We start from the raw sequence: 22,618 nt of genomic DNA on the forward strand, positions 1-22,618 counted from the left end.
TGGAAGGCGGCGGCAGTGGCGTGTCTTGGTGGATCCGGAACAGACCGTGGCAGCGCGTCCGGGGATCAGGCGACCCGGAGGGGGAAACAGGCGCGCGCATCGAGGGACAGGGATGCGCCGGCTGCCGGATACAAGACCGCAGGCAGAAATCTAAAACGTCAGAGCAGCGGCAGATGCAGCGCGCCCACGAGGATGACGACGAGCGACAGCGCGCCGATCATGTCCCCCACCAGCGAGGGGCTGGACATCTGGGATTTGAACTGGGCGCGGGTCACTGTGGTGCGGATCATGGCAATCATCTCGGCTCTCCCTGTGAGCGTGTTCTCATCATGTTCTCTGTTGCTCTTTTGTTCTCATAACGCCCGAGTCGTGTAAAGAACTTTTTGAGAACATTTGCGAACACTGCGGAACGCGACGCCGGAACAGCGCCGCCGCCCGTGCGCAGATTGCCTACGCACGGGCTGAATACTCATTCATAAACAGCAACTTAGAAGATAGAGAAGCGCTCAGCCGACCGAGATCAGCCCGATCGCCTCATCCTGCCGCATCAGCCAGAGCAGCAGCCGTGCGGCGCGCCCGCGTTCGGAGGTGAGCCCCGGATCCTCGGCCAGCAGCTTGCGCGCGTCGCTCTGCGCCATCGCCATCAGCCCCGACTGCGCCTCGAGGTCGGCGACCTTGAAGCGCGGCAGGCCCGATTGCGCGGTGCCGATGAGATCGCCGGCGCCGCGCATCTGCAGATCGACCTCGGAGATGCGGAAGCCATCCTCGGTCTCACGCAGGGTGGTGAGCCGTTTCGAGCCGCTCTCGCCCAGCGGCGGCTGGTACATGAGCAGGCAGGTCGAGGCCGCCTCGCCGCGCCCGACCCGGCCGCGCAGCTGGTGCAGCTGCGCCAGCCCGAAAATCTCGGCGCGTTCGATCACCATGATCGAGGCATTGGGCACGTTCACCCCGACCTCGATCACCGTGGTGGCGACCAGCACCTTGGTCTCTCCGGCGACGAAGCGCGCCATGGCGGCGTCTTTCTCGGCGGGCGGCATCTGGCCGTGCACCAGCCCCACCACGCCCTCGCCCAGTTGCGCACGCAGGCGCTTGAAACGCTCTTCGGCGGCGGTCAGGTCCGAGACCTCGCTCTCCTCGACCAGCGGGCAGACCCAATAGGCCTGCCGCCCCTCACAGACCGCCTTGCGCAGATGTTCGACCACTTCGCCGATGCGCTCGGTGGAGACCAGCGCGGTCTGCACCGGTTTGCGCCCCGGCGGTTTCTCGTCGAGCACCGAGACATCCATGTCGCCATATTGCGCCAGCGCGAGGCTGCGCGGGATCGGCGTGGCGGTCATCACCAGCACGTCGGCGCCCTGCCCCTTGCGGCCCAGTTCCAGCCGCTGGCGCACGCCGAAGCGGTGCTGCTCGTCGACGATGGCAAGCCGCAGGTCGCGGAACACCACGTCCTCCTGAAACACCGCATGGGTGCCGACGAGGATGTGGATATTGCCCTCGGCCAGCGCGGCGAGCTTGGCCTTGCGCTCGGCGCCCTTGTCGCGGCCGGTGAGGATTTCCACCACCACGCCCGCGCTTTCGGCCAGCGGCTGCAGGCCTTCGAGGTGCTGGCGGGCGAGGATTTCCGTCGGCGCCATCATCACCCCCTGCGCGCCGCTTTCCACCGCGATCAGCAGCGCCATGAAGGCCACCAGCGTCTTGCCCGCGCCCACATCGCCCTGCAGCAGGCGGTTCATCCGGGTCTCATCGGCCATGTCGGTGGCGATCTCATCCATCGCGCGCAGCTGCGCGCCGGTGGGCCGATAGGGCAGCGCGGCAAGCACGCGGCGGCGCAGATGGCCATCGCCCATGGTGGGATGCCCCTTGCCGCGGCGGCGGTTGATCCGCGCCAGCGCCAGCGTCAGCTGATGCGCCAAAAGCTCGTCATAGGCGAGGCGCGCGCGCGCCGGAGCCGAGGGGCTGAGCGCATCCATCCCGTCGGGCGCATGGGCGGCCTCGAGCGCGTCGTGCCAGTCGGGCCAGCCCTCGCGGTCCTTCAGCGGGCCATCGATCCATTCGGGCATCTGCGGCGCGCGTGTCATGGCATCGCGGATGGCGCGAGCCATGAGCTTTTGCGTGACCCCGGAGGTCAGCGGGTAGACCGGCTCGAAATCGGGCAGCGTATGCGCCTCGTCGAGCGGCAGGATGTGGTCGGGGTGGACCATCTGCGCCATGCCGTCGAAGAGCTCGACCTTGCCCGAGACCAGCCGACGCGAGCCTTCGGGCAGCACGCGGGTGAGGTAATCGGCCCGGCCATGGAAGAACACCAGCTGGAACGGCCCCTCGCCATCCTCGACCTGAATGCGATAGGGCCGCCCCTTCACCGCAGGGGCCATGTGGCGCAGCACCTGCACCTCGACCGTCACCGTGCCGGGCAGCACCGCCTCCTGCACCGAGCCGCGCGGACGCCGATCGATCACCGCATGCGGCAGGGTCAGCAGCAGGTCGCGCGGGGCGTGCACGTCGAGCCCCTCGAAGGCCTGCGCGGTCTTCGGGCCGACGCCGTCCAACGTCTTGAGCTCGGCAAACAGCGGCCAGAGCGGTTCCGGGCGCTGGCTCATGCGGCGCTCCTCATCTGCACTCTCACCCCCCGATCAGCGCCAGCCATGCATCCTCATCCATGATCTCGATGCCAAGCTCGCGGGCCTTGGTCTCCTTGCTGCCAGCGCCGGGACCCGCAACGAGAATGTCGGTCTTTTTCGACACCGAGCCCGAGACCTTGGCCCCGAGCGCCTCGGCGCGGGCCTTGGCCTCGGCGCGGGTCATCTTTTCCAGCGTGCCGGTGAACACCACGGTTTTGCCCGCGACGGGGCTGCCTTCGGTCGCCGGACGCTCGGCGTCCTGAATGTCGAGATGCGCCACCAGCCGGTCGATCGAGGCGCGCTCGGCCTCCTGGTTCATCGACGTCACCAGCGAGACCGCCACCGTGGCGCCGATGCCGTCGATGCCCACGAGATCATTCCACGCGGATTTCGCCTCGGCGGGCACTGTCGGCTCTTCGGCCCAGACCGCGTCCTGCGTTTCCTTGATCCGCGCGCGGCGGCCCTCGGCGGCGGCGGCCTTGCGCTCGTCTTCGACAGCGGCCTCGGCCTTGCGATAACGCTCGGCGGCGGGCAGCGCGGCATCCACCGCCTCAATCATCGCGGACCAGCTGAGGTAGTGCTTGGCCAGATCACCCGCGACCACCTCGCCCACGTGGCGCATGCCGAGCGCGAAGAGCACGCGTTTCAGCTCGATCTTGCGGCGCTCGTCGATGGCATCGAAAAGGTTGCTGGCGCTCTTGTCGCCCCAGCCCTCGCGGTTCTTCAGCTGCTGCATGCCCGCGCCATAGCGCGCCTTCAGCTCGAAAATATCCGCCGGTTCCTTGACCCAGCCGTCGCGGTAGAACTGCTCGACCTGCTTGGCGCCCAGCCCGTCGATGTCGAAGGCGGCGCGCGAGACGAAATGCTTGAGCTTCTCCACCGCCTGCGCCGGGCAGATCAGACCGCCGGTGCAGCGGCGCACGGCGTCGCCCTCCTCGCGGATCGCCTCGGAGCCGCATTCGGGGCAGATATGCGGGAAGGCATAGGGCTGCGCATCCTCGGGGCGCTTGCTCAGATCGACATCGGCCACCTTGGGGATCACGTCGCCCGCGCGATAAACCTGCACCCAGTCGCCGACCCGAATGTCCTTGGCGTTGCCGTCGGCGTCGGGGCGGATCACCTCACCCTTGGCGTCGCGCCCGGCGATGTAATCCTCATTGTGCAGCGTCGCGTTGGACACGACAACGCCGCCCACCGTCACCGGCGTCAGCCGCGCGACCGGGCTGAGCGCGCCGGTGCGGCCCACCTGAATGTCGATCCCCTCAAGCCGGGTCCACGCCAGTTCAGCCGGGAATTTATGCGCGATCGCCCAGCGCGGCGTGGTGGACCGGAAGCCCAGCCGCCCCTGCAGGGCAAGGTCGTTGACCTTGTAGACCACGCCATCGATGTCATAGCCGAGCGTGGCGCGCTGCTCCTCGATCTGGCGGTAATGGGCGATCATCTCGTCCGGCCCGTCGCACAGCTGCGTCAGCGGGTTGGTCTGAAAGCCCAGCGCCTGCAGTCGTTCGATGGCGCCCATCTGCGTCTCGGCCAGCGGCGCCGACAGCTCGCCCCAAGCGTAGGCGAAGAATTTCAGCGGGCGCGCGCGGGTGATCTCGGCATCAAGCTGGCGCAGCGAGCCCGCTGCAGCGTTGCGCGGGTTGGCGAAGGATTTGCCGCCGCGCGCCGCTTGCCGCTCGTTGAGGGCGGCGAAATCAGCGTGGCTCATATAGACCTCGCCGCGCACTTCGAGCACCTCGGGCAGATCCCCGGCGGCACCGTCGAGCTGCTGCGGGATGTCGTCGATGGTGCGGGCGTTGGCGGTGACATTCTCGCCTTCGGTGCCATCGCCGCGCGTGGCGGCCTGCACCAGAGTGCCATTCTCGTAGCGCAGCGAGAGCGAGAGCCCGTCGATCTTAGGCTCGGCGGTGTAGGTCAGCTCGGCAAATTGCGACATGCCGAGATAGCGCCGGATGCGCCCGTCGAAATCCTTGACCTCTTCCGCCTCAAAGGCATTGCCCAGCGACATCATGCGCACCGCGTGGCGCACCTTCGAGAAGCCTTCGGCCAGCGGCGCGCCGACCTGCTCGGTGGGGCTGTCCTCGCGCTTGAGCGCGGGGAAGCGGTCTTCGATGGCGATGTTGCGCTGTTTCAGCGCGTCATATTCGGCGTCCGAGATATCGGGCGCGTCCTCGGTGTGATAGGCGACATTCGCCTGCGACAGGCTTTCGGCGAGCCGCGCCAGTTCGTCACGCGCCTCCGCTTCCGTCAGATCGCCAACCGGTTTGTACGCCACTTTCTGGGCCATTGCCGTATCCCTTGATCACGCCGTTCGAAGGACGTGATAGGGCGCGGGGCGAGGCGCGTCCAGTCAGCCGTTGACCGCCATGGCCCCAAGCGGCGGCTCGGGATCACGCAGCACGTAGCCCCGGCCCCAGACCGTCTCGATATAGTTCTCATCCCCCGTCGCTTCGGAGAGTTTCTTGCGCAGCTTGCAGATGAACACGTCGATGATCTTGAGCTCGGGTTCGTCCATGCCGCCATAGAGATGGTTGAGGAACATCTCTTTGGTGAGCGTGGTGCCTTTGCGCAGCGAGAGCAGTTCGAGCATCTGGTATTCCTTGCCGGTCAGATGCACCGGGCGTTCGGCCACGGTCACCGTCTTGGCATCCAGGTTCACCGACACTTTGCCAGTGCGGATGATCGACTGCGAATGCCCCTTCGAGCGGCGGATGATCGCGTGGATTCGCGCCACCAATTCGTCGCGGTGGAAAGGCTTGGTCAGATAGTCGTCAGCGCCAAAGCCAAACCCTTTGATCTTATTCTCGGTGTCATCGGCCCCCGAGAGGATCAGGATCGGCGTATTGATCCGCGCGAGGCGCAACTGCCGCAGAACCTCATGCCCGTGAATGTCGGGCAGGTTCAGATCGAGCAGGATCAGATCGTAGTCATAAAGCTTTGCCAGATCGATCCCCTCTTCCCCGAGATCGGTGGCATAGACGTTCAGATTGGCATGGTTCAGCATCAGCTCGATGCTTTTCGATGTGGTTGGATCGTCTTCAACCAGAAGGATTTGCATGGCTGTCTCCGCTTCTCTTTTACCCCTGGGACCGAGCCTGTCCCAAATTAGTTAACGGTTCTTTACTGCGACCCCGTGTGTTGGTCCGCAGTCTAGGGAAGCACGGGGTCAATTCAACTTAGGAACGAAACCCAAATGGATAGCTCTCCTAACCGAACGTGCCACTCAGCTTCAAGCTGCGCGGCTCTTCTTCCCCGTGTCTCGCGTGGACGACGCAAAGCCACTACTCCCGGAACCGCTGAATGAGCGTTGCCTTGAGCGCCTCTTCCCCGTGGGAGGACACGGCCCTCAGCCATTCCTCCAGTTCCTCGCTGCTGAGCGCGTAGTATTCCATCGCTTGCGCCTGGGTGAGCAGACCATGACGCACGGCACGCACCACTGCAGCCTTGCGTGAGGCGACCCAGCGCCGCGTTTCCTGCGGTGGAAGGTCCGCACGGGTCATGATCGAGCCGTCCGGCAAGGTCACCGCGCGGGGGCCGTCGATCTTCTTGAGGTACATCTGCGTCGTCCCTGCTCTTCCACGTTCCGCCCTCGTGCCTTCCCTGCTTCCCCGGTCTGCTTCCCCGTTTCAGCCTCCCCCCTTCGGCTCCCCTTCCGGCTTTCTCCCTTCAGCTCTGAGCCTTCTGCCGCCGTCGATGCGCCCGCCCGAGCTATGGGGGTGACGCATATTGGGCTTGCGTGATTTAACGCTGTCTAAAACGCGCCCTTGTTAGTATGACGCATTTTCCTATATTCCCCCGGACTCCCGGAGATTTGTGATGGCCCTCGATACCCAGACCCTGAACTCGCTTGGATTCGCGAAACCGCCCGCCGAAACGCGGGTGGTCGTTGCTATGTCCGGCGGCGTGGACAGCTCTGTCGTCGCCGCCATGCTGGCCGAAGAAGGCTATGACGTGGTTGGCGTGACGCTGCAGCTTTACGATCACGGCGCGGCACTGGCCAAGAAGGGCGCCTGCTGCGCCGGCATCGACATCCATGATGCCCGCCGTGTCGCCGAGCAGATGGGCTTTCCGCATTACGTTCTGGACTATGAGAACATCTTCAAAGATGCGGTGATCGACGAGTTCGCCGAAAGCTATCTTGGCGGCGCCACGCCCGTGCCCTGCATCCGCTGCAACGAGCGGGTGAAGTTCAAGGACCTGCTGGAGACCGCGAAAGACCTCGACGCCGATTGCATGGCCACGGGCCACTACATCCAGCGGATGATCGGCGGCGAAGGGCCGGAACTGCATTCGGCGGCAGATGCCAACCGCGATCAGAGCTACTTCCTCTTCTCCACCACGCCCGAGCAGCTGTCGTATCTGCGCTTCCCGCTGGGCCACCTGAAGAGCAAGGCCGAGACCCGCGAGCTGGCGGCCAAATACGGTCTGTCGGTGGCCGACAAGCCCGACAGTCAGGACATCTGCTTTGTGCCCGACGGCAATTATGCCTCGGTGATCGAGAAGCTGCGCCCCGGTGCCGCCGAGCCGGGCGAGATCGTCCATGCGGACGGGCGCAAGCTGGGCAGCCACAAGGGTGTGATCCACTACACCATCGGCCAGCGCCGCGGGCTTGGCATCGGTGGGCTCGAAGAGCCGCTCTATGTGGTCAAGCTCGACGTGGACAAACAGCAGGTCATCGTGGGCCCGAAAGAGATGCTGGCGACCCGCAAGGTGCCGGTGCGCGAGATCAACTGGCTTGGCGACGAGCCCTTCACCAGCCGCGACGAGTGGCACCTGAAGGTGAAGGTCCGCTCCACCCGCCCGCCGCGGGATGCGATCATCCGTCCCATCTCGGACACCGAGGCCGAGGTCGAACTGCTGACCCCCGAGGAAGGCGTGAGCCCCGGTCAGGCCTGCGTTTTCTACGCCCCCGAGAGCAGCCGCATCTTTGGCGGCGGCTGGATCTGGCGCGGGTACTGATCCCCCGCAGCTGAGCGCTTGCGCCTTATGCAATGAAGGCCCATTCTTTCACGCGAAAGGGTGGGCCTTTGCATGTCTTGGCTGAGCCGTCTGACCGAACGCCGGATTCTGAAATCCCTTGCCGAGGGCAAGCTGCAGGGCCTCGAAGGTGAGGGCCGTCCGCTGCCCGACCGCAGCGGCGAGGCGCATCTCGATCCCGGCGAAGCCATGGGCTTTCGCATCATGGCCGAGGCCGGTGCGCTGCCCGAGGAGATCACCCTGAAAAAGCAGGTCGCCCTGCAGCGTCAGGCGCTCGCCGCGCTCACCGGGCCCGAGGAGCGCCGGGCCGCCATGGCGCGACTGGCAGAGCTTGAGATGAAGCAGGCAATGGCCGAAGAGGCCCGGCGCCGCTTCTTGCGCGACTGACAGGTGTGACTGGCCGGGGCTAGGCTTCGACGCCGCTCAGCGGATAGACCGCCGGTGCAGAGGCGAGGTCCTCTATGCTCAGCGGCGCGGAAATCAGATGACCCTGCCCCGCATCGCAGCCCATGGCGCGTAGGTAGCTGAGCTGTCCCGGCGTCTCGATCCCCTCCGCCACCACGCGAAAGCCAAAGCGGCGCGCCATACTCAGGATCGCCTCGACCACGGCGCGGTCGCGCGGGCGCGCGCTCAGACCTTGCACGAACTGACAGTCGATTTTCAGCATGTCGATCGGCCATGTGCCCAAGTGGCGCAGGCTGCCATAGCCGGTGCCGAAATCGTCGAGGGCGATCTTGGCTCCGCGCGCCCGAAGATCACGGAGCGCCTCGAACACATTGCCGCCGGTCTCGCCCAGCATCACCGTCTCGGGCACCTCGATCACCAGCGCCTCCCAGCTCAGACCGAAATCCGCCAGCAGCCGCGCGAGATCGTCGGCAAAACTGCGGTTGCACAGATCAAAGCGGGTGACATTGATCCCGATGCGCAGCGGCTGGCCTTCGGCGCGGCAGCGCTGCGGCAGGCGGCTCAGCCATTCGGTGGCCTGCCCGATCATGCTGCGCGTCAACTGCTCGGCCAGCACCGGGCTTTCGAAGATCGGCGAGAAAAGTTCGGGCCCCACCATGTCGCCGCCGGGCGCCTGCCAACGGGCCAGCACCTCGTAGCCGGTGCAGACCCCGGTGGCGAGATCGACCACAGGGTGAAACACCGGGCGCACCTCACCCGCGGCCAGAGCGCCCGAGAAATTGCGCATCAGTTCGCGCAGGCTGAACCGCAGGTGCCGTCGCGGATCGAACAACATCTCGGCGCCGCGCCCGGCCCGTTTCGCCGCATAGAGCGCCGTATCGGCCAGTTCGAACAGCGTGTCATAGGTTTCCGCCTGCCTTGGAAACAGCGCCGCGCCGATGCTGACGCCGCCGATCTCGGGCTTTCCCAAACTCTCGCCAAGCCCTTGAAGCGCGGCCTGACAGCGGCGCAATGCGCTCGCCAGAGCGGGCTCGGGGTCGCTCGGCAGCCGCAACAGCGCGGCAAACTCATCGCCGCCGATGCGCCCGATCCGCGCGTCTGCGGGCAGGCTGCTGCTCAGCGCGCCGGCAATGGCCCGCAGGTAGATGTCGCCGAACTGGTGGCCATGCAGATCGTTGATGTCCTTGAAGTGATCCACGTCGAACAGCACCAGCGCCTGCGCGCCACGCCCGGCGTCAAGGTCATCCCGCACCCCCGCCTCGAAGGAGGTGGCATTTTCCAGCCCGGTGAGAGGGTCCTTGCGCAGACGCCGCTGCAGATGCGCCGCATGACGCCCCAGCGCCGCCAAGTCGCGCGCCATGGCCAGCTTGCCGCGGCGCTCGGCCAGCAGCGACGCCAGCAGCGCGGTGAAATGAAGCGCCGCCTGTTCAGCCTCATCCGCGCCGGTGCGCGCGGCGTCAAAGCCCAGCAGGATGTCCCCCAGCACAAGCCCGCAGGGGCCGGTGAAGCTGCGCTGCACGAAGCGATAGCGGGTCCCCTCGACCTCCTGCAGCGTGGTGTTCGCCGTGTCCCGCGCAGTTCCCAGCGCAGGTGCCGAACGCGCCAGTGTCGCGGCGCTGCCAAGCGGCTGCACCCGAGCCTGTGCCATATGCTGCATATGATCGGCCAATGGCCCGCTCAGCGGCGCGGCCAGACATACGGCGCGCGGGCCGACGATTTCCGCAGGCAGGTCGATACGACAGGCCACGGCCCCGGTGAGCGGCAGCGCCGCCGCGCCGAGCCGATCAAGCACCGCGTCCAGTTCCGACGCCGGAAGCCCGGCCTCGGCGCCAAGCGCCATATCCGGCAGAGTGTTCATATCCGCTCCCCTCCTGCTTGTTCAAAACTTGTTAACCAAATGGGATCACACAGGCAGCGCAGAGGCCGCTGAATGCAGAAAAACCTCCCGGACTGACCGGGAGGTTTCTTTAGGTTTTAGCGAAAAGCTTAATAAGCCGTTAACAGGGGCACCCTATCGAAGCGTCAAGCCGCACACCAAGGGCTGCGGCCTCACCTTGATCAATGCCCCGCTCAAAGACCCTGCTCAGAGGTAATCCGAGCGCTGCAGGCCGTATTTGGCCATCTTCTCGTTCAGCGTGCGGCGCGGCAGGCACAGCTCGTCCATCACCGAAGAGATCGAGCCCTTGTGGCGGCGCATGGTGTTGTCGATCAGCATGCGCTCGAAGGCTTCGACGTATTCTTTCAACGGCTTGCCCTCGGTGGTCATCACCGGCTGCATGTCCTCGTGATCGTTCATCAGCAACGAGGCGATGGTGCCCGTGCCGCGGCGCGATTGCAGTACCGCGCGCTCTGCGAGGTTGATCAGCTGGCGCACGTTGCCCGGCCACGGCGCCTGCAAAAGCTGCGCCGCCTCTTGTGCCGAGACCTGCGGCGCGTCGCAGCCATATTCATCCGAGAACTGCTCGGAGAAGCGGGTGAACAGCGTCAGGATGTCCTCGCCGCGCTGGCGCAGCGGCGGCACGGTGATCTTCAGCGCCGCAAGGCGGTAGTAAAGATCGGGGCGCAGCGCGGTCTCGCAGGTGCGGCCTTCGTCCTGCAGGTTGCAGATCGCGACGATGCGGGTCTCGGGCGGGGTGCCCTGATCGTTGATCACCGACAGCAGCCGCGCCTGCGAGGCGTCCGACAGGCTTTCGATGTCTTCCAGCACCAGCGTGCCGCCGCGCGCTTCCTCGATCGCTGGCAGGCGGGTGTCCTCGGGCTGCATCGGGCCGAAGAGGCGGCGCATCAGCGCATCCTCATCCATCGCCGCGCAGGAGATCAGCACGAACTTCTTGCCCGCGCGCGACCCCACCGCGTGCAGCGCGTGGGCGATCAGCGTCTTGCCGGTGCCGGTCTCGCCGTCGATCAGCACATGACCGTCGGCCTGCCCCAGATCGAGCACGTCCTCGCGCAGCCGCTCCATGGCGGGGCTTTGGCCGATGAGCTTGCTCATCAGCTGGCCGCCGTCCGACAGCTCGCGCCGCAGCACCCGGTTGTCGAGCGTCAGGCGGCGGGCGTTGGTGGCCTTTTTCGCCAGTTCCGACATGCGATCGGGGTTGAAGGGCTTTTCGAGGAAGTCATAGGCCCCGATGCGCATCGCCTCGACCGCCATTGGCACGTCGCCGTGGCCGGTGATCATGATGACAGGCAGCGCGCTGTCATTGCCCATGAGCTTGCGCAGCAGCTGGATGCCATCCATGCCCGGCATGCGAATGTCAGAGATCACGATCCCCGGATAATCGGCACCGACCGCGCCGAGCGCCTCTTCGGCGCTGGAATAGGTCTCGGTGTCATAGCCCGACAGGGCCAGCCATTGGCTGATCGACTGGCGCATGTCCTTTTCATCGTCGACGATGGCGATCTTCATGGCTTTGGTCATTCGGTCTGGTCGCCTTTTGTTGTGGTCTTCTTACGCGTTACGCGGTGTCATACTCGTCATGGCGGGCGGCTCACTCGGCCGCCGCGTGGCTCTGGTTCAAGATAGGCAATTGCATCTCGAAAACAGCCCCACCCTCGGTTCCGTTCCGAGCGGTAAGACGGCCGCCCAGATCGGCGACGATCCCCGAAGAGATCGCAAGGCCGAGGCCGGTGCCGTCGCCGGGCTGTTTGGTGGTGTAGAAAGGCTCGAACAGCGCATCGAGGTCCTCGATGCCATGGCCGTTGTCGCGCACGCTCAGCGTCGCGGTTTCGCCGCTGGCGAGGATGATCTCGATCTCGGGGTTGGCCACGGATTTGGTCGCGTCGATGGCGTTGCGCAGCAGGTTCACCAGAACCTGCTCGATCCGCATCCGGTCGCCCATCACCCGCACCGGCACATCGGGAAGGATTTTCGAGATCCGGACCCGCCGCGCCTTAAGTTGCGGCTCCATCATCGACAGCGACGAGGCCAGCGCCTCGCCCATGTCGACGGGCACGAAATTGGCCTGCCCCTTGCGGGCATAGCTTTTCAGCTGGCGGGTGATCGCACCCATGCGCTCAATGAGATCGTCAATGCGCGAGAAGGCGGTCAGCGCCTCCTCGGGGCGGTTGCGGTTGAGCAGCAGCCGCGCCCCGGCAAGATAGGTCTTCATCGCCGCCAGCGGCTGGTTCAACTCGTGGCTCACCGCGGCGGACATCTCGCCAAGCGCGGCGAGCTTCGAGCTTTGCTCCAGCGTCTGCTCGGCGCTGGCGAGATCCTTCTGCACCTTCTCGCGCTCGGCGATCTCGCGCTGCAGCCGGGCGTTGAGCGCGCGCAGCTCGACGCTTTCGCGCTGGAACAGGGCCATACGCAGCGCGGTCTTGCGCGACAGCGCGTAGAAGGCCAGCGCCGCGAGCAGAGCAAAGGCCATGATCTCCAGCGCCAGTACGGCGTTCACCTTCTCGCGCACCGAGGCATAGGTGGTGAAGGTCGCCATGGTCCAGCCGCGGAACGGGATACGCCCGTCGATCCGCATCACCGCCTCGCCGCGCAGATAGGCGTCAGCGGGCAGCGCGGTCCAATCGGCGGTGGCCTTGATGGCACGCTCTATGGCGTTCTCGGCGGGCTGGCGGGCCAAGGCCTCATCCATCGTCAGCCCGCGCCAGCGCGGCTCGGTCGCCAGAATGATGTGGCCTTCGGAATCGAGCACGGCGACAGCATCGGTGATACCGGCCCAGGCGCGTTCGAACTTGGCCAGATCGACCTCGACCACGATCACCCCGATGGCGGAATTCTGGCTTTCGACCCGGCGCGAATAGGTGAAGGCATAGCCGCCCGCCTCGCGCTCCTGCACGGTAAAGACGGTGGTGTTGGCGCGCAGCGCGTCGACATAATAGGCCTCGCCGCGGTGGTTCTGCCCCAGCCGATTGCGGTCGGTCGCCGCCACGGTGCGCCCGTCGCGATCCAGCAGCATCAGCGAAGCGGCACCGATCTCATCCACGTAAGAGATCAGGCGCTGAGTTGACTGGCTGAAATCGTTGGAATTGAGCGCGCCGATCAGCGCCGGGTCGCGCGCCAGAAGCTGCGGCACGATGGCGTTGCGGCGCAGTTCGGACAGGATGTTGCCGGAGTAGAGCGCCAGCCGCAACTCGGCGCGGTTGCGCGTCGAGGCGGTGGACCGGTCGGTCAGCAGGACGTTGGTGATCCACACCGTGCTGACCGCCAGAACCAGCAGCACAATCAAAGCAGCCCGCACCCGCCAGCTAAGCGGGCCCGAGCGCCTGCGGTCTTTTTGATCGTTGGCGGGCTCCGACATGGCGCCCAATTTACGCGCCGCGTGCCGCCTTCTCAAGCGTTGCCGGTCAAGCCTCGGCCAGCGCGGCGGTCAAATGGGCGAAAAGACGCGCACCGTCCTCATTGCCCTGCGACGGATCGCAGGCCCGCTCGGGGTGCGGCATCATCCCGAGAACACGGCGGTTTTCCGAAAGAATGCCCGCAATATCCCGGTCCGACCCATTGGGGTTGTCGGTGTAGCGGAAGGCCACGCGGCCTTCGCCTTCGAGCCTGTCCAGCGTCGCCGCATCGGCGGTGTAATTGCCGTCGTGGTGCGCGATCGGGATGCCGATGCGCTCGCCCGCCTCATAGCCGCGGGTAAAGATCGACTGGCTTTCAGCCACCTCAAGGCCGATGGTGCGGCAGATGTACTTGAGGTTTGCGTTGCGCAGCAGCGCGCCCGGCAGCAGCCCGGTCTCGGTGAGAATCTGAAAGCCGTTGCAGACGCCGAAGACGTAACCGCCGCGCTCGGCATGGGCTTTCACATCGCGGCAGATCGGCGAGTTGGCGGCAATGGCGCCGCAGCGCAGGTAGTCGCCGTAGGAAAAGCCGCCCGGCAGGCCGACGATGTCGACGCCCTCGGGCAGCGCGGTGTCCTTGTGCCAGACCATCTCGACCTGCAGCCCGGCCTGTTCGAAGGCCATCTTGAGATCACGATCGCAGTTCGATCCGGGGAAGACGATGACGGCGGCTTTCATGGGCACTCTCCTGAACGGCCTTGCGACGCGCTGCGGCGCCGCCCCCGCGTCAGCGGGTGAAATCGGTGATCACGGCCACACCCGGAGGCGTCGGCCCGTTGAACGCCGCCAGTTCCGCCCCGGCCTGGCTGAGGGGAATCTCGCGCGCGATAAGCGGGCTCATATCCACCTTTCCGCGCGTAATCAATCCAAGCAGCGACGGATAGCGATGCGAGGGCATGCCGCGGGTGCCGTAAAGCGCCAGATTGGCCATATAGACGGCATTCATGTCCACTTCCTGCACCGCGTGATGACCCACAGGCATGCCCACCTGCACGTGCCGCCCCAAGGGCCGCAGGCAGCGGATCGAGGCGTTGACGGTCTGCGGGATGCCCAGGGCCTCGACGCTCACATGCGCGCCGCCGCCGGTGATCTCCTTGATCTTCGCCGCCGCGTCCTCCTCGGCGGCGTTCACCGCCGCATCCATGCCTAGCGACAGCGCGTGATCCAGCTTTTCCTGCACCACGTCCACGACCACCACATGCGCCCCCAGCGCGCGGCCAAGGATGGCCGCCGAAAGCCCGATGCCGCCGGTACCATGCACCGCCAGCCACTCGCCGCCCTGCAGCGCCGCGCGCCCGGTGAGCGCATGCCACGCGGTGGTCACCCGGCAGCCAAGCCCTGCGGCCAAAGTGGGTGACATGCCCTCAGGCAACCGCGCGAGATTGAAGTCGCGCGGCACGGCGACATATTCGGCAAAAGCACCCGGCTCAATGAACCCCGGCAGGCGCTGGTCAAAACAGGTGTGCTGCTGCCCCTCGCGGCACTGCGGACAGGTGCCGCAGGCGAGGATGAAAGGCGCCACCAGCTTGTCGCCGACCTGCCATTGCGAGGCGGGTCCCGCCTCGACCACCTCGCCGCAATATTCATGGCCCTGAATTTGCCCCGGCTTCACCCGCGGATGCTCGCCCGACCAGCCGTGCCAGTCCGAGCGGCAGACCCCACAGGCCAGCACTTTCAGCACCACGCCATCCTCGGGACAGGCCGGCATCGGCACCTCCTCGATCGACAGGTCGGCGTTGTATTCTCTCAGGACAGCGGCGCGCATGAATGATCTCCTCCAAAACTGCGATCACAGAACGACAGGCCGCGCGAAAATACAAGCCCCTCGAAGGCGGGACCGTCCGGCCTGCCTCCGGCGGGGATATTTTTATCTAGACGAAGCGCAGACTGTCCCCCTTCGTCTAGATGAAAATATCCCGGGGGAGCCCGCGCAGCGGGCGGGGGCAGCGCCCCCCACTCTTGCCGCGCCGCAAGCCCATCCCCGCGCCCCTCTTGAGCAAATGCCCCTGCGGCGATACATCTGCGCAACTGACCAAAGGATAAACTCCATGCCGATCAAGCTGCCCGAAGACCTTCCCGCCTATAACGTGCTCTCGCGCGAGGGCGTGATGGTCATGTCCGAGGACAGCGCCTCGCGGCAGGATATCCGGCCGTTGCGCATCGCGCTGCTCAACCTCATGCCCAAGAAGATCCAGACCGAGAACCAGTTCGCGCGCCTCATCGGGGCGACGCCGCTGCAAATCGAGTTTTCGCTGATCCGCATGAGCGAGCATCAGACCAAGAACACCGCCGCCGAACATATGGAAGCCTTCTACCGGCCCTTCTCGGAGGTCGAAGCCTCGGGCGAGAAGTTCGACGGGCTGATCATCACCGGCGCGCCGATCGAACATCTCGAGTTCACCGATGTCACCTATTGGGATGAGCTCAAGCGCGTCTTCGAGTGGAGCCAGACCCATGTGCACGCCACCTTCGGCGTCTGCTGGGGCGGCATGGCGATGATCAACTACTTCCACGGCATCAAGAAGCACATCCTCGATCACAAGGCCTTCGGCTGCGTGCGCCATCAGAACCTCGCCCCCGCCTCGCCCTTCCTGCGCGGCTTCTCGGACGACATGGTGATGCCGGTGTCGCGCTGGACCGAGATGCGCCGCGACGAGATCGAGGCGGCGGGCCTGCCGGTGCTGATCCACTCGCCGGAAACCGGCCCGGCGCTGGTCGAGGACAAGGCGCATCGCGCGCTCTATATCTTCAACCACCTCGAGTATGACAGCACCACGCTGAAGGACGAGTATGACCGCGACGTCGAGGCGGGCAAGCCGATCAACGTGCCGGCGAATTACTACCCCAGCGACGATCCGAGCCAGAAGCCGCTGAACCGCTGGCGCAGCCACGCGCATCTGCTGTTCACCAATTGGATCTCCGAGATCTACATGACCACGCCGTTCGACGTGGCGCGGATCGGCAGCGAGTCCACCGACTGGCGCGCCGCCGCCAAGGTCGGGGCCTGAGCCATGTGGCAGATGCTGCTGCCCGCCCTGCTGCTGACACTGGCCGGATGCGGGCTGACCAGCAGCAAGGCGGGCCGCGAGGCCAGCGGCGCCGAGGCGGCCTTCCCCCCCGAGGGGCAGTTCCTGCAGGTCGGCGACCGCCGGGTGCATTACGTGGAGAAGGGCAGCGGTCCGCCGCTGGTTCTGATCCATGGCGCCAGCGGCAATCTGCGAGACTGGACCTTTGACGCCGTCGCGCGGCTGAGCCCGCGTTACCGCGTCATCGCCTTCGACCGCCCGGGCCTTGGCTACACCGAGGCCGAGGCGGATGGCGACAGCATCTTCGAGCAGGCGGCGCTGCTGTCGTCCGCCGCCGGGCAACTCGGCGCGGCGCGGCCCATCGTGCTTGGCCAGTCCTATGGCGGCGCCGTGGCGCTGGCCTGGGCGGCGAACCATCCCGAGAGCGTGTCCGCGCTGGTGCTGCTGGGCGCCGCCTCGCAGCCTTGGGAGGGCGGGCTGCCGCTCTTTTATCAGATCACCGCCGGGCCGCTCGCGCCGCTCGCCAATCCCGCCATTGCCGCTTTCGCGCCCGACAGCGCCGTGCAGGATGCCATCGAGGATGTCTTCCTGCCCAACCCCGTGCCCGCGGGCTATGCCGCGCATATCGGCGCGCCGCTGACCCTGCGCCGCGAGAGCCTTGCGGCCAACGCCCGCCAGCGCGCCAGCCTCAAGGCCGAGATCCGCGCCCTCGCGCCGCGCTACCCGGCGCTCGATCTGCCGGTGGAGCTGGTCCACGGCGAGGCCGACACCACGGTGGGCCTGCAGATCCACTCGGTGCCGACGGCGGCGCAGATCCCGCGCGCCAATCTCGTCACCCTGCCCGGCGTCGGCCATATGCCCCAGCATGTCAGCCCCGCGCAGATGGACGCCGCCATCGCCCGCGCCGCCGCGCGCGCGGGTTTGCGCTGACCGGCGCTTGGCCCCATATTGATGAAGACGACGCAATCAGAAGGACCTAGCCCCGTGTCCCTGCCCTTCGACGGCGCGATCAGCGCGTTCTTCGAGAAGAAGGCTCCCAAGGAGGTGCGACAGGCCATCCGCCGCGCCGACAAGGATGACATCCTCTCGCACAGCTATCCCTATTCCGAAGAGATGAAGGGCAAGAGCTACGACAAGCAGATGATAGCGCTGCAGGTCGAGCTGATGAAGCTGCAGCGCCATGTGAAGGCCAGCGGCGAGCGCATCGCCATTCTGTTCGAGGGCCGCGACGCCGCGGGCAAGGGCGGCACGATCAAACGCTTCCGCGAGAACCTCAACCCGCGCGGCGCGCGCGTGGTGGCGCTGTCGAAACCCTCGGACACCGAGGCGACGCAATGGTATCTGCAGCGCTATATCGACCATCTGCCCGCGGGCGGCGAGATCGTCTTCTTCGACCGCAGCTGGTACAACCGCGGCGTGGTCGAGCATGTCTTCGGCTTCTGCACCGAGGCGCAGCGCGAGCATTTCTTTGCGCAGGTGCCGGATTTTGAGAAGATGCTGGTCGAGGAAGGCATCAAGCTGTTCAAGTTCTGGCTCAACGTCGGACAGGCCGAGCAGCTGCGCCGCTTCCTTGCGCGAGAGCAGGATCCGCTGAAGCAATGGAAACTGTCGTCGATCGACGTCGAGGGCCTGAAGCTCTGGGACGAATATGGCGCGGCGATCCGCGAGACGCTCTCGCGCAGCCATACGTCAGCCGCGCCCTGGACGGTGATCCGTTCGGACGACAAGAAGCGCGCCCGCATCGCCGCCATCCGCCACGTGCTGAGCCATCTCGATTACGACAACAAGGATGAGGCCGCCGTTGGCGTGCCCGACGCGAAGATCGCCGGGGGTCCCGAAGTCTGGGATGGGTAAACGCGGCTATCACCATGGCAACCTGCGGCAGGCGCTGGTCGAGGCCGCGCTGGAGCTGATCGAGGAAAAGGGCCCCACGGGCTTCACCCTGTCGGAGGCGGCAAAGCGCGCCGGGGTCACCCCCGCTGCGGTTTACCGGCATTTCTCGGGCCGTGAGGATCTGATCGCCGAGGCGGCGCGGCAGGGCTATGAGATTTTCGGCGATCTCATGCAATACGCCTATGACAGCGGCCAGCCCTCGGCGCTGGCGGCCTTCGAGGCCACGGGGCGCGCCTATCTCGCCTTCGCCCGCCGCCATCCCGGCCACTACATCTCGATGTTCGAAAGCGGCATCTCGGTGAACCATTCGCCCGAGTTGGCCGCCGCCTCGCGCCACGCCCGCGGGGTGCTGGAGAAGGCCGCGAGCGATCTGTCGCAGCACATCCCCCCCGAGAAGCGCCCGCCCGCGGCGATGTTCTCGGCGCATGTCTGGGCGCTGAGCCACGGCGTCGTCGAACTGTTTGCGCGCAACTCGCCGGGCACCCAGTCGCCCTTTCCCGCGGACGAGCTGCTGGAGACCGGCATCGGCATCTACCTGCGCGGCCTCGGTCTCATCCCGCCCGACGCCTGACCCTTCGTCTAGAGATAAATACCCCGGGGGCGCCGCGCCCCGCGCGGCGGGGGCAGAGCCCCCGAACTTCCCGCCGCCCCCCGCAAGGACCGGACCATGACCCAAAAGACCTTCTTCCTCGGCCTCGGCGGCCAGAAATGCGGCTCCACATGGATACAGGCCTATCTGAACCGTCAGGAGGGCAGCGACTTCGGCAAACTCGGGGAATATCAGGTCTGGGAACATGAGCTCGGCGGCGTCTTCGAACGCTACCGCGTGGCCACGCCGCCGTTGAAGGAACGGATGCGGGCGCGCCTCAAGACCGGTTTTGGTGCAGAGGAACCCGCGCAGCACCTGCGCTGGCGCCTGCAATCCGATCCCGAGGCCTATTTCGACTATTTCGCCGGGCTGCTCGACCGGCCCGGCATCCTGCGCACCGGCGACATCACCCCGTCCTACGCGGCATTGCCGCCCGAGATGCTGGCGCGTATTCGGGACGGGTTCGCCAAGCGCGGCATCGCGACCAAGGTGATCTTTTCCATGCGTGACCCGGTGGCGCGGCTGCGCTCGCACCTGCGCATGGAAATGGCCAAGGGGCGGCTGCCGCAGTCGGAAAGCAACACCGAGGCGCTGCGCGCCTTCTACCCCGGTGCCGAGGCCGAGGCCCGCAGCCGCTATGACCGGACGCTTGTGGCGCTCGAAGCGGCCTTCCCGCAGGAGCAGCGGTTCATCTGCCTGTTCGAAAATCTCTTCCAACCCGAGGGCATCGCCGCGCTCTCGGCTTTTGCAGGCGTGCCGTGCGATCCCTCGCAGGGGGCGCAGGCGGTGAACTCCCGCGCATCCGGAAGCGATGTCCCCGATGCGCTTGCCGCTGAGATCGCCGCGCATTATGCCGCGGTTTACGCAGCGGTCATCGAGCGGCTCCCTGAGGCGCGCAGCCTCTGGCCCTCTGCCCGCTTGATCGCCTGACCCGGAGAGACAATGATTATCAGTCGGAAACATCGCTATATCTTCCTGCATTGTCGCAAGACCGCGGGAAGCTCGATCTGCGTTTCTCTCGCCCGCGATCTCGGCCCCGACGATCTGCAGCTCTCCGCGCTTTCCGAAACCCAAGCCGAAGGCATTGCGCTGACCGACCGGGTGCTTCGCGAGGCGAAAGAAGAGCAGAAGAAGGTCGGCGGTTTCAAATCGGCGCTGGCGCTCTCGGGATTGCGCGGCGAGAAGCGCCGCACCGCCACCCGCAAGGCGCTGCTGCTGCAGCGCTACCGGGCGCTTCTGCAAGAGCAGCAGCCGCAGCATGCCTACGCCGAAACCATCGCCCGCGCCTTTCCCGAAGATTGGGCGAACAGCCGCAAGTTCTGCGTCGTGCGCAACCCGTGGACCAAATGCGTGTCGGATTACTTCTGGCGTATCAAGGGGATGAGCAGTCCGCCGACCTTTTCGGACTTCATCGACGGCATCGTGCGCGGCGACGATCTGGGCGGGGTGATCCGGCTGCGCTATCACGACAACTGGCCGCTCTACACGATCGACAACGAAATCGTCGCCGACAAGGTGCTGCGCTTTGAAACGCTGCAGGACGATCTGAGCGCCGCCTGCACCGAGCTTGGCATTCCCTATGACGGCTGGTTGCCCCGCGCCAAGGGATCGCACCGCCCCAAAAGCGGCAAGCGCAGCGATCCCCGCAGCTTTTACACGCCGGAACTGCGCGACACCGTGGGCGAGCTCTACGAGAAAGAGATCACCACCTTCGGCTACACTTTCTGAGCGCTCTCCGGCCAGAGCATCAGCCCGCAGTCGATCAGCTGCTGCGGGTCCTCGTAACGGGCGCTCGCGCCGTCGAGAAACCCGTCCTGCTGGGCCTGCAACGCCTCCAGAAGACGGGCGTAGCCATGGTATTTTCGCGAGCCATGGGCGTAGCTGCCCCAATCCACCGCGCGGCGGATTTTGGCGGCGAATTGCGCGGTGAAGACGAAATGCGCCAGCACCAAAAGCTTATCCGGCGCGGGCGGCAGGTTGCCGCCATGCGAGCCGGTCAGCCGGCTATTGGCGCTGCGCCGGATCAGCGGCGTCTTGTGCCGCGGTGACTTCTGCCGCAGTTGCTCTGCCTTGGCCGCTTTCGACATCCACAGCCGCTGCCAGCCGCTGCGCACCAGCGGCGGCGTGACGCCATAGTGCTCGAAAAGCTGCTCGGTCTTGGAGGGCGCAAGGAAGTCAGGCTTCTTGGCCGCGCTCGGGCGGAACAGCGCCTGCGGCTGGAAATAGGGATAGGCCGAGAAGAGCCCGTCCGCGGTCTGCGGCAGTTCGCCCGACAGCCCCTCGACCCCAGCCGGAAAGACCTCGACGACCGAGGCCATGAGGTTCGCGTCGCCATCGCGGTCCATGGCGGCGATCACTTCGGCGATGTCGTCGACACCGGGCGGCAACAGCAGAAACTCGTCGGCATCGAGATAGGCCACCACCTGCCCGTCGAAATAGAGATGCGGCACGGCGATCTTTGCGTAGGTGCCAAAGCGGATGCGGCGCGCCTTGCCCTCGGGGTCGCAGTAGCGCAGCTCGTCGCCAAAGCGCATGTCCGCCTCGAGCAGCACGCAATCGGGCTGCGCCTGCAGCCACGCGCGGCTGCCGTCGTCCGAGCCATCGTCGAGGATGACGAATTGCTGAAAGCCAATGCGGCGATAATGATCGAAGAACGCCGGCAGGATCGCGCTTTCGTTGCGCATCACCGAAAACAGCGAGATCTTGGCCGGATCGACCTTGCCAGCGATCACCCGCACCAGATCGGCCGCCGAGGCCATCGTCACATCGCGCATGTCTTTCCGTCCTTCCAAATGAAAAGGGCCGCCCCAGAGGCGGCCCTTTCCGTATATCGCAAGCGGATCAGCGCTTCGAGAACTGGAAGCTGCGGCGGGCCTTGCGGCGGCCGAACTTCTTACGCTCGACGACGCGGCTGTCGCGGGTCAGGAAGCCTGCGGCTTTCAGAGCGCCACGCAGCGACGGATCGTAGAGCTGCAGTGCTTTCGAGATGCCGTGCTTGACCGCACCGGCCTGACCCGAAAGACCGCCACCTTTCACGGTCGCGTAAACGTCGAACTGGTCTTCCACACCGGCAACGGTGAAGGGCTGACGCAGGATCATTTGCAGCACGGGACGTGCGAAGTATTTCGCCTGTTCCTTGCCGTTCACCACGACCTTGCCCGAGCCCGGCTTGATCCAGACGCGTGCAACAGCGTCCTTCCGCTTGCCGGTGGCATAGGAGCGGCCCAGCTCGTCACGAACGGGCTCACGCGGGGCTTCGACGGTTTCGGGCGCAGCTTCGATGCCTGCAGCGGTGCCCAGCTCTTCCAGAGAGTTGATCTGTTCGGCCATGATTACACCCGGGTGTTTTTCTTGTTCATCGACTTGACGTCCAGCACTTCGGGCGATTGCGCCTCGTGCGGGTGCGCCGCGCCTGCGTAGATGCGCAGGTTGGTCATTTGCTGACGCGACAGGCGGTTGCCCGGAAGCATGCGCTTGACGGCCTGGAACACCACACGCTCGGGGTGTGCACCCTCGAGGATCTGGGCCTTGGTGCGGGACTTGATGCCGCCCGGGTGGCCGGTGTGCCAGTAGAAGTTTTCTTCACGCTTCTTGCCGGTCATCTGCACCTTGTCGGCGTTGATGACGATGACATTGTCGCCCATGTCCATGTGCGGGGTGAAGGTGGCTTTGTGCTTGCCACGCAGACGCATGGCAACGATCGAGGCGAGACGGCCGAGAACGACGCCTTCCGCGTCGATCACGATCCATTTCTTCTCGATGTCTGCCGGAGTCGCAGAGAAGGTTTTCATCGTGGTTGCCCTTGAGCTTGTTCAAAAAGG

Annotated in this window: 21 protein-coding genes; 8 read left to right on the plus strand and 13 right to left on the minus strand. The window is 65.8% G+C overall.

Going from position 1 to position 22,618, the window contains the following annotated elements:
* Positions 1–158 precede the first annotated feature (158 nt).
* The 5 genes from ACXAD2_RS19485 to sciP all read right to left on the minus strand — a co-directional run bounded on the left by ACXAD2_RS19485 (position 159) and on the right by sciP (position 6,175).
* Positions 159–299, minus strand: a complete 141-nt coding sequence (locus tag ACXAD2_RS19485; protein WP_157373905.1) for a hypothetical protein — start codon at positions 297–299, stop codon at positions 159–161.
* Between the two features lie 207 nt (positions 300–506).
* The gene (gene recG, locus ACXAD2_RS19490) at positions 507–2,597 is read right to left on the minus strand and encodes an ATP-dependent DNA helicase RecG (protein WP_475173333.1); all 2,091 of its coding nucleotides are present in this window, start codon (positions 2,595–2,597) and stop codon (positions 507–509) included.
* A 22-nt stretch (positions 2,598–2,619) separates the two neighbouring features.
* A complete protein-coding gene (ligA, locus tag ACXAD2_RS19495) occupies positions 2,620–4,905 on the minus strand; it encodes an NAD-dependent DNA ligase LigA (protein WP_475173335.1) in 2,286 nt (761 codons plus the stop codon).
* Positions 4,906–4,968: 63 nt separating this feature from the next.
* On the minus strand, positions 4,969–5,676 hold the full coding sequence (gene ctrA / locus ACXAD2_RS19500) for a response regulator transcription factor CtrA (RefSeq protein ID WP_475173337.1): 708 nt from the start codon (positions 5,674–5,676) through the stop codon (positions 4,969–4,971).
* Between the two features lie 223 nt (positions 5,677–5,899).
* Positions 5,900–6,175, minus strand: a complete 276-nt coding sequence (gene sciP / locus ACXAD2_RS19505; RefSeq protein WP_066100477.1) for a CtrA inhibitor SciP — start codon at positions 6,173–6,175, stop codon at positions 5,900–5,902.
* A gap of 259 nt (positions 6,176–6,434) precedes the next feature.
* On the opposite strand from sciP, the gene mnmA reads away from it, so the two are divergent.
* Both mnmA and ACXAD2_RS19515 read left to right on the plus strand, forming a co-directional pair.
* Entirely contained in the window at positions 6,435–7,577 is a 1,143-nt protein-coding gene (gene mnmA / locus ACXAD2_RS19510; protein ID WP_475173342.1) for a tRNA 2-thiouridine(34) synthase MnmA, read from the plus strand.
* 72 nt (positions 7,578–7,649) lie between these two features.
* Positions 7,650–7,982, plus strand: coding sequence for a DnaJ family domain-containing protein (locus ACXAD2_RS19515; protein ID WP_164181579.1), 333 nt, complete (start codon positions 7,650–7,652; stop codon positions 7,980–7,982).
* A gap of 19 nt (positions 7,983–8,001) precedes the next feature.
* On the opposite strand, the gene ACXAD2_RS19520 is transcribed toward ACXAD2_RS19515, so the two are convergent.
* From ACXAD2_RS19520 to ACXAD2_RS19540, 5 genes are all read right to left on the minus strand, one after another.
* On the minus strand, positions 8,002–9,858 hold the full coding sequence (locus tag ACXAD2_RS19520; RefSeq protein WP_475173345.1) for a putative bifunctional diguanylate cyclase/phosphodiesterase: 1,857 nt from the start codon (positions 9,856–9,858) through the stop codon (positions 8,002–8,004).
* A gap of 225 nt (positions 9,859–10,083) precedes the next feature.
* A complete protein-coding gene (locus ACXAD2_RS19525; protein WP_066100488.1) occupies positions 10,084–11,418 on the minus strand; it encodes a sigma-54-dependent transcriptional regulator in 1,335 nt (444 codons plus the stop codon).
* Positions 11,419–11,488: 70 nt separating this feature from the next.
* Entirely contained in the window at positions 11,489–13,252 is a 1,764-nt protein-coding gene (locus tag ACXAD2_RS19530; RefSeq protein ID WP_164181575.1) for a sensor histidine kinase, read from the minus strand.
* 46 nt (positions 13,253–13,298) lie between these two features.
* The gene (gene purQ, locus ACXAD2_RS19535; protein WP_066100492.1) at positions 13,299–13,967 is read right to left on the minus strand and encodes a phosphoribosylformylglycinamidine synthase subunit PurQ; all 669 of its coding nucleotides are present in this window, start codon (positions 13,965–13,967) and stop codon (positions 13,299–13,301) included.
* A gap of 49 nt (positions 13,968–14,016) precedes the next feature.
* The gene (locus ACXAD2_RS19540) at positions 14,017–15,054 is read right to left on the minus strand and encodes a zinc-binding dehydrogenase (protein WP_164181571.1); all 1,038 of its coding nucleotides are present in this window, start codon (positions 15,052–15,054) and stop codon (positions 14,017–14,019) included.
* Positions 15,055–15,337: 283 nt separating this feature from the next.
* Between ACXAD2_RS19540 and ACXAD2_RS19545 the strand changes: the two genes are divergently transcribed.
* The 6 genes from ACXAD2_RS19545 to ACXAD2_RS19570 all read left to right on the plus strand — a co-directional run bounded on the left by ACXAD2_RS19545 (position 15,338) and on the right by ACXAD2_RS19570 (position 20,525).
* Positions 15,338–16,297, plus strand: a complete 960-nt coding sequence (locus ACXAD2_RS19545; RefSeq protein WP_066100497.1) for a homoserine O-succinyltransferase — start codon at positions 15,338–15,340, stop codon at positions 16,295–16,297.
* A gap of 3 nt (positions 16,298–16,300) precedes the next feature.
* The gene (locus ACXAD2_RS19550; RefSeq protein WP_475173351.1) at positions 16,301–17,245 is read left to right on the plus strand and encodes an alpha/beta fold hydrolase; all 945 of its coding nucleotides are present in this window, start codon (positions 16,301–16,303) and stop codon (positions 17,243–17,245) included.
* 54 nt (positions 17,246–17,299) lie between these two features.
* Complete coding sequence (gene ppk2, locus ACXAD2_RS19555; protein WP_475173354.1) at positions 17,300–18,169, plus strand: polyphosphate kinase 2; 870 nt, start codon at positions 17,300–17,302, stop codon at positions 18,167–18,169.
* On the plus strand, positions 18,162–18,779 hold the full coding sequence (locus ACXAD2_RS19560; RefSeq protein WP_224904415.1) for a TetR/AcrR family transcriptional regulator: 618 nt from the start codon (positions 18,162–18,164) through the stop codon (positions 18,777–18,779). The genes ppk2 and ACXAD2_RS19560 overlap by 8 nt, the downstream gene beginning before the upstream one ends.
* A 96-nt stretch (positions 18,780–18,875) precedes the next feature.
* Entirely contained in the window at positions 18,876–19,727 is an 852-nt protein-coding gene (locus tag ACXAD2_RS19565; RefSeq protein ID WP_475173357.1) for a sulfotransferase family protein, read from the plus strand.
* Positions 19,728–19,739: 12 nt separating this feature from the next.
* The gene (locus ACXAD2_RS19570) at positions 19,740–20,525 is read left to right on the plus strand and encodes a sulfotransferase family 2 domain-containing protein (protein WP_475173361.1); all 786 of its coding nucleotides are present in this window, start codon (positions 19,740–19,742) and stop codon (positions 20,523–20,525) included.
* Here ACXAD2_RS19570 and ACXAD2_RS19575 read toward each other — a convergent pair.
* The 3 genes from ACXAD2_RS19575 to rplM form a co-directional block, all read right to left on the minus strand.
* Positions 20,513–21,571 (minus strand): glycosyltransferase family 2 protein, encoded by a 1,059-nt coding sequence (locus ACXAD2_RS19575; RefSeq protein ID WP_475173363.1) that lies wholly within the window; start codon positions 21,569–21,571, stop codon positions 20,513–20,515. The genes ACXAD2_RS19570 and ACXAD2_RS19575 overlap by 13 nt on opposite strands.
* A gap of 67 nt (positions 21,572–21,638) precedes the next feature.
* Positions 21,639–22,127 (minus strand): 30S ribosomal protein S9, encoded by a 489-nt coding sequence (rpsI, locus tag ACXAD2_RS19580; RefSeq protein WP_066100516.1) that lies wholly within the window; start codon positions 22,125–22,127, stop codon positions 21,639–21,641.
* Positions 22,128–22,129: 2 nt separating this feature from the next.
* On the minus strand, positions 22,130–22,588 hold the full coding sequence (gene rplM, locus ACXAD2_RS19585; protein ID WP_066100519.1) for a 50S ribosomal protein L13: 459 nt from the start codon (positions 22,586–22,588) through the stop codon (positions 22,130–22,132).
* Positions 22,589–22,618: the final 30 nt, after the last annotated feature.

It is taken from the genome of Salipiger sp. ABN3_019 (assembly GCF_056158605.1).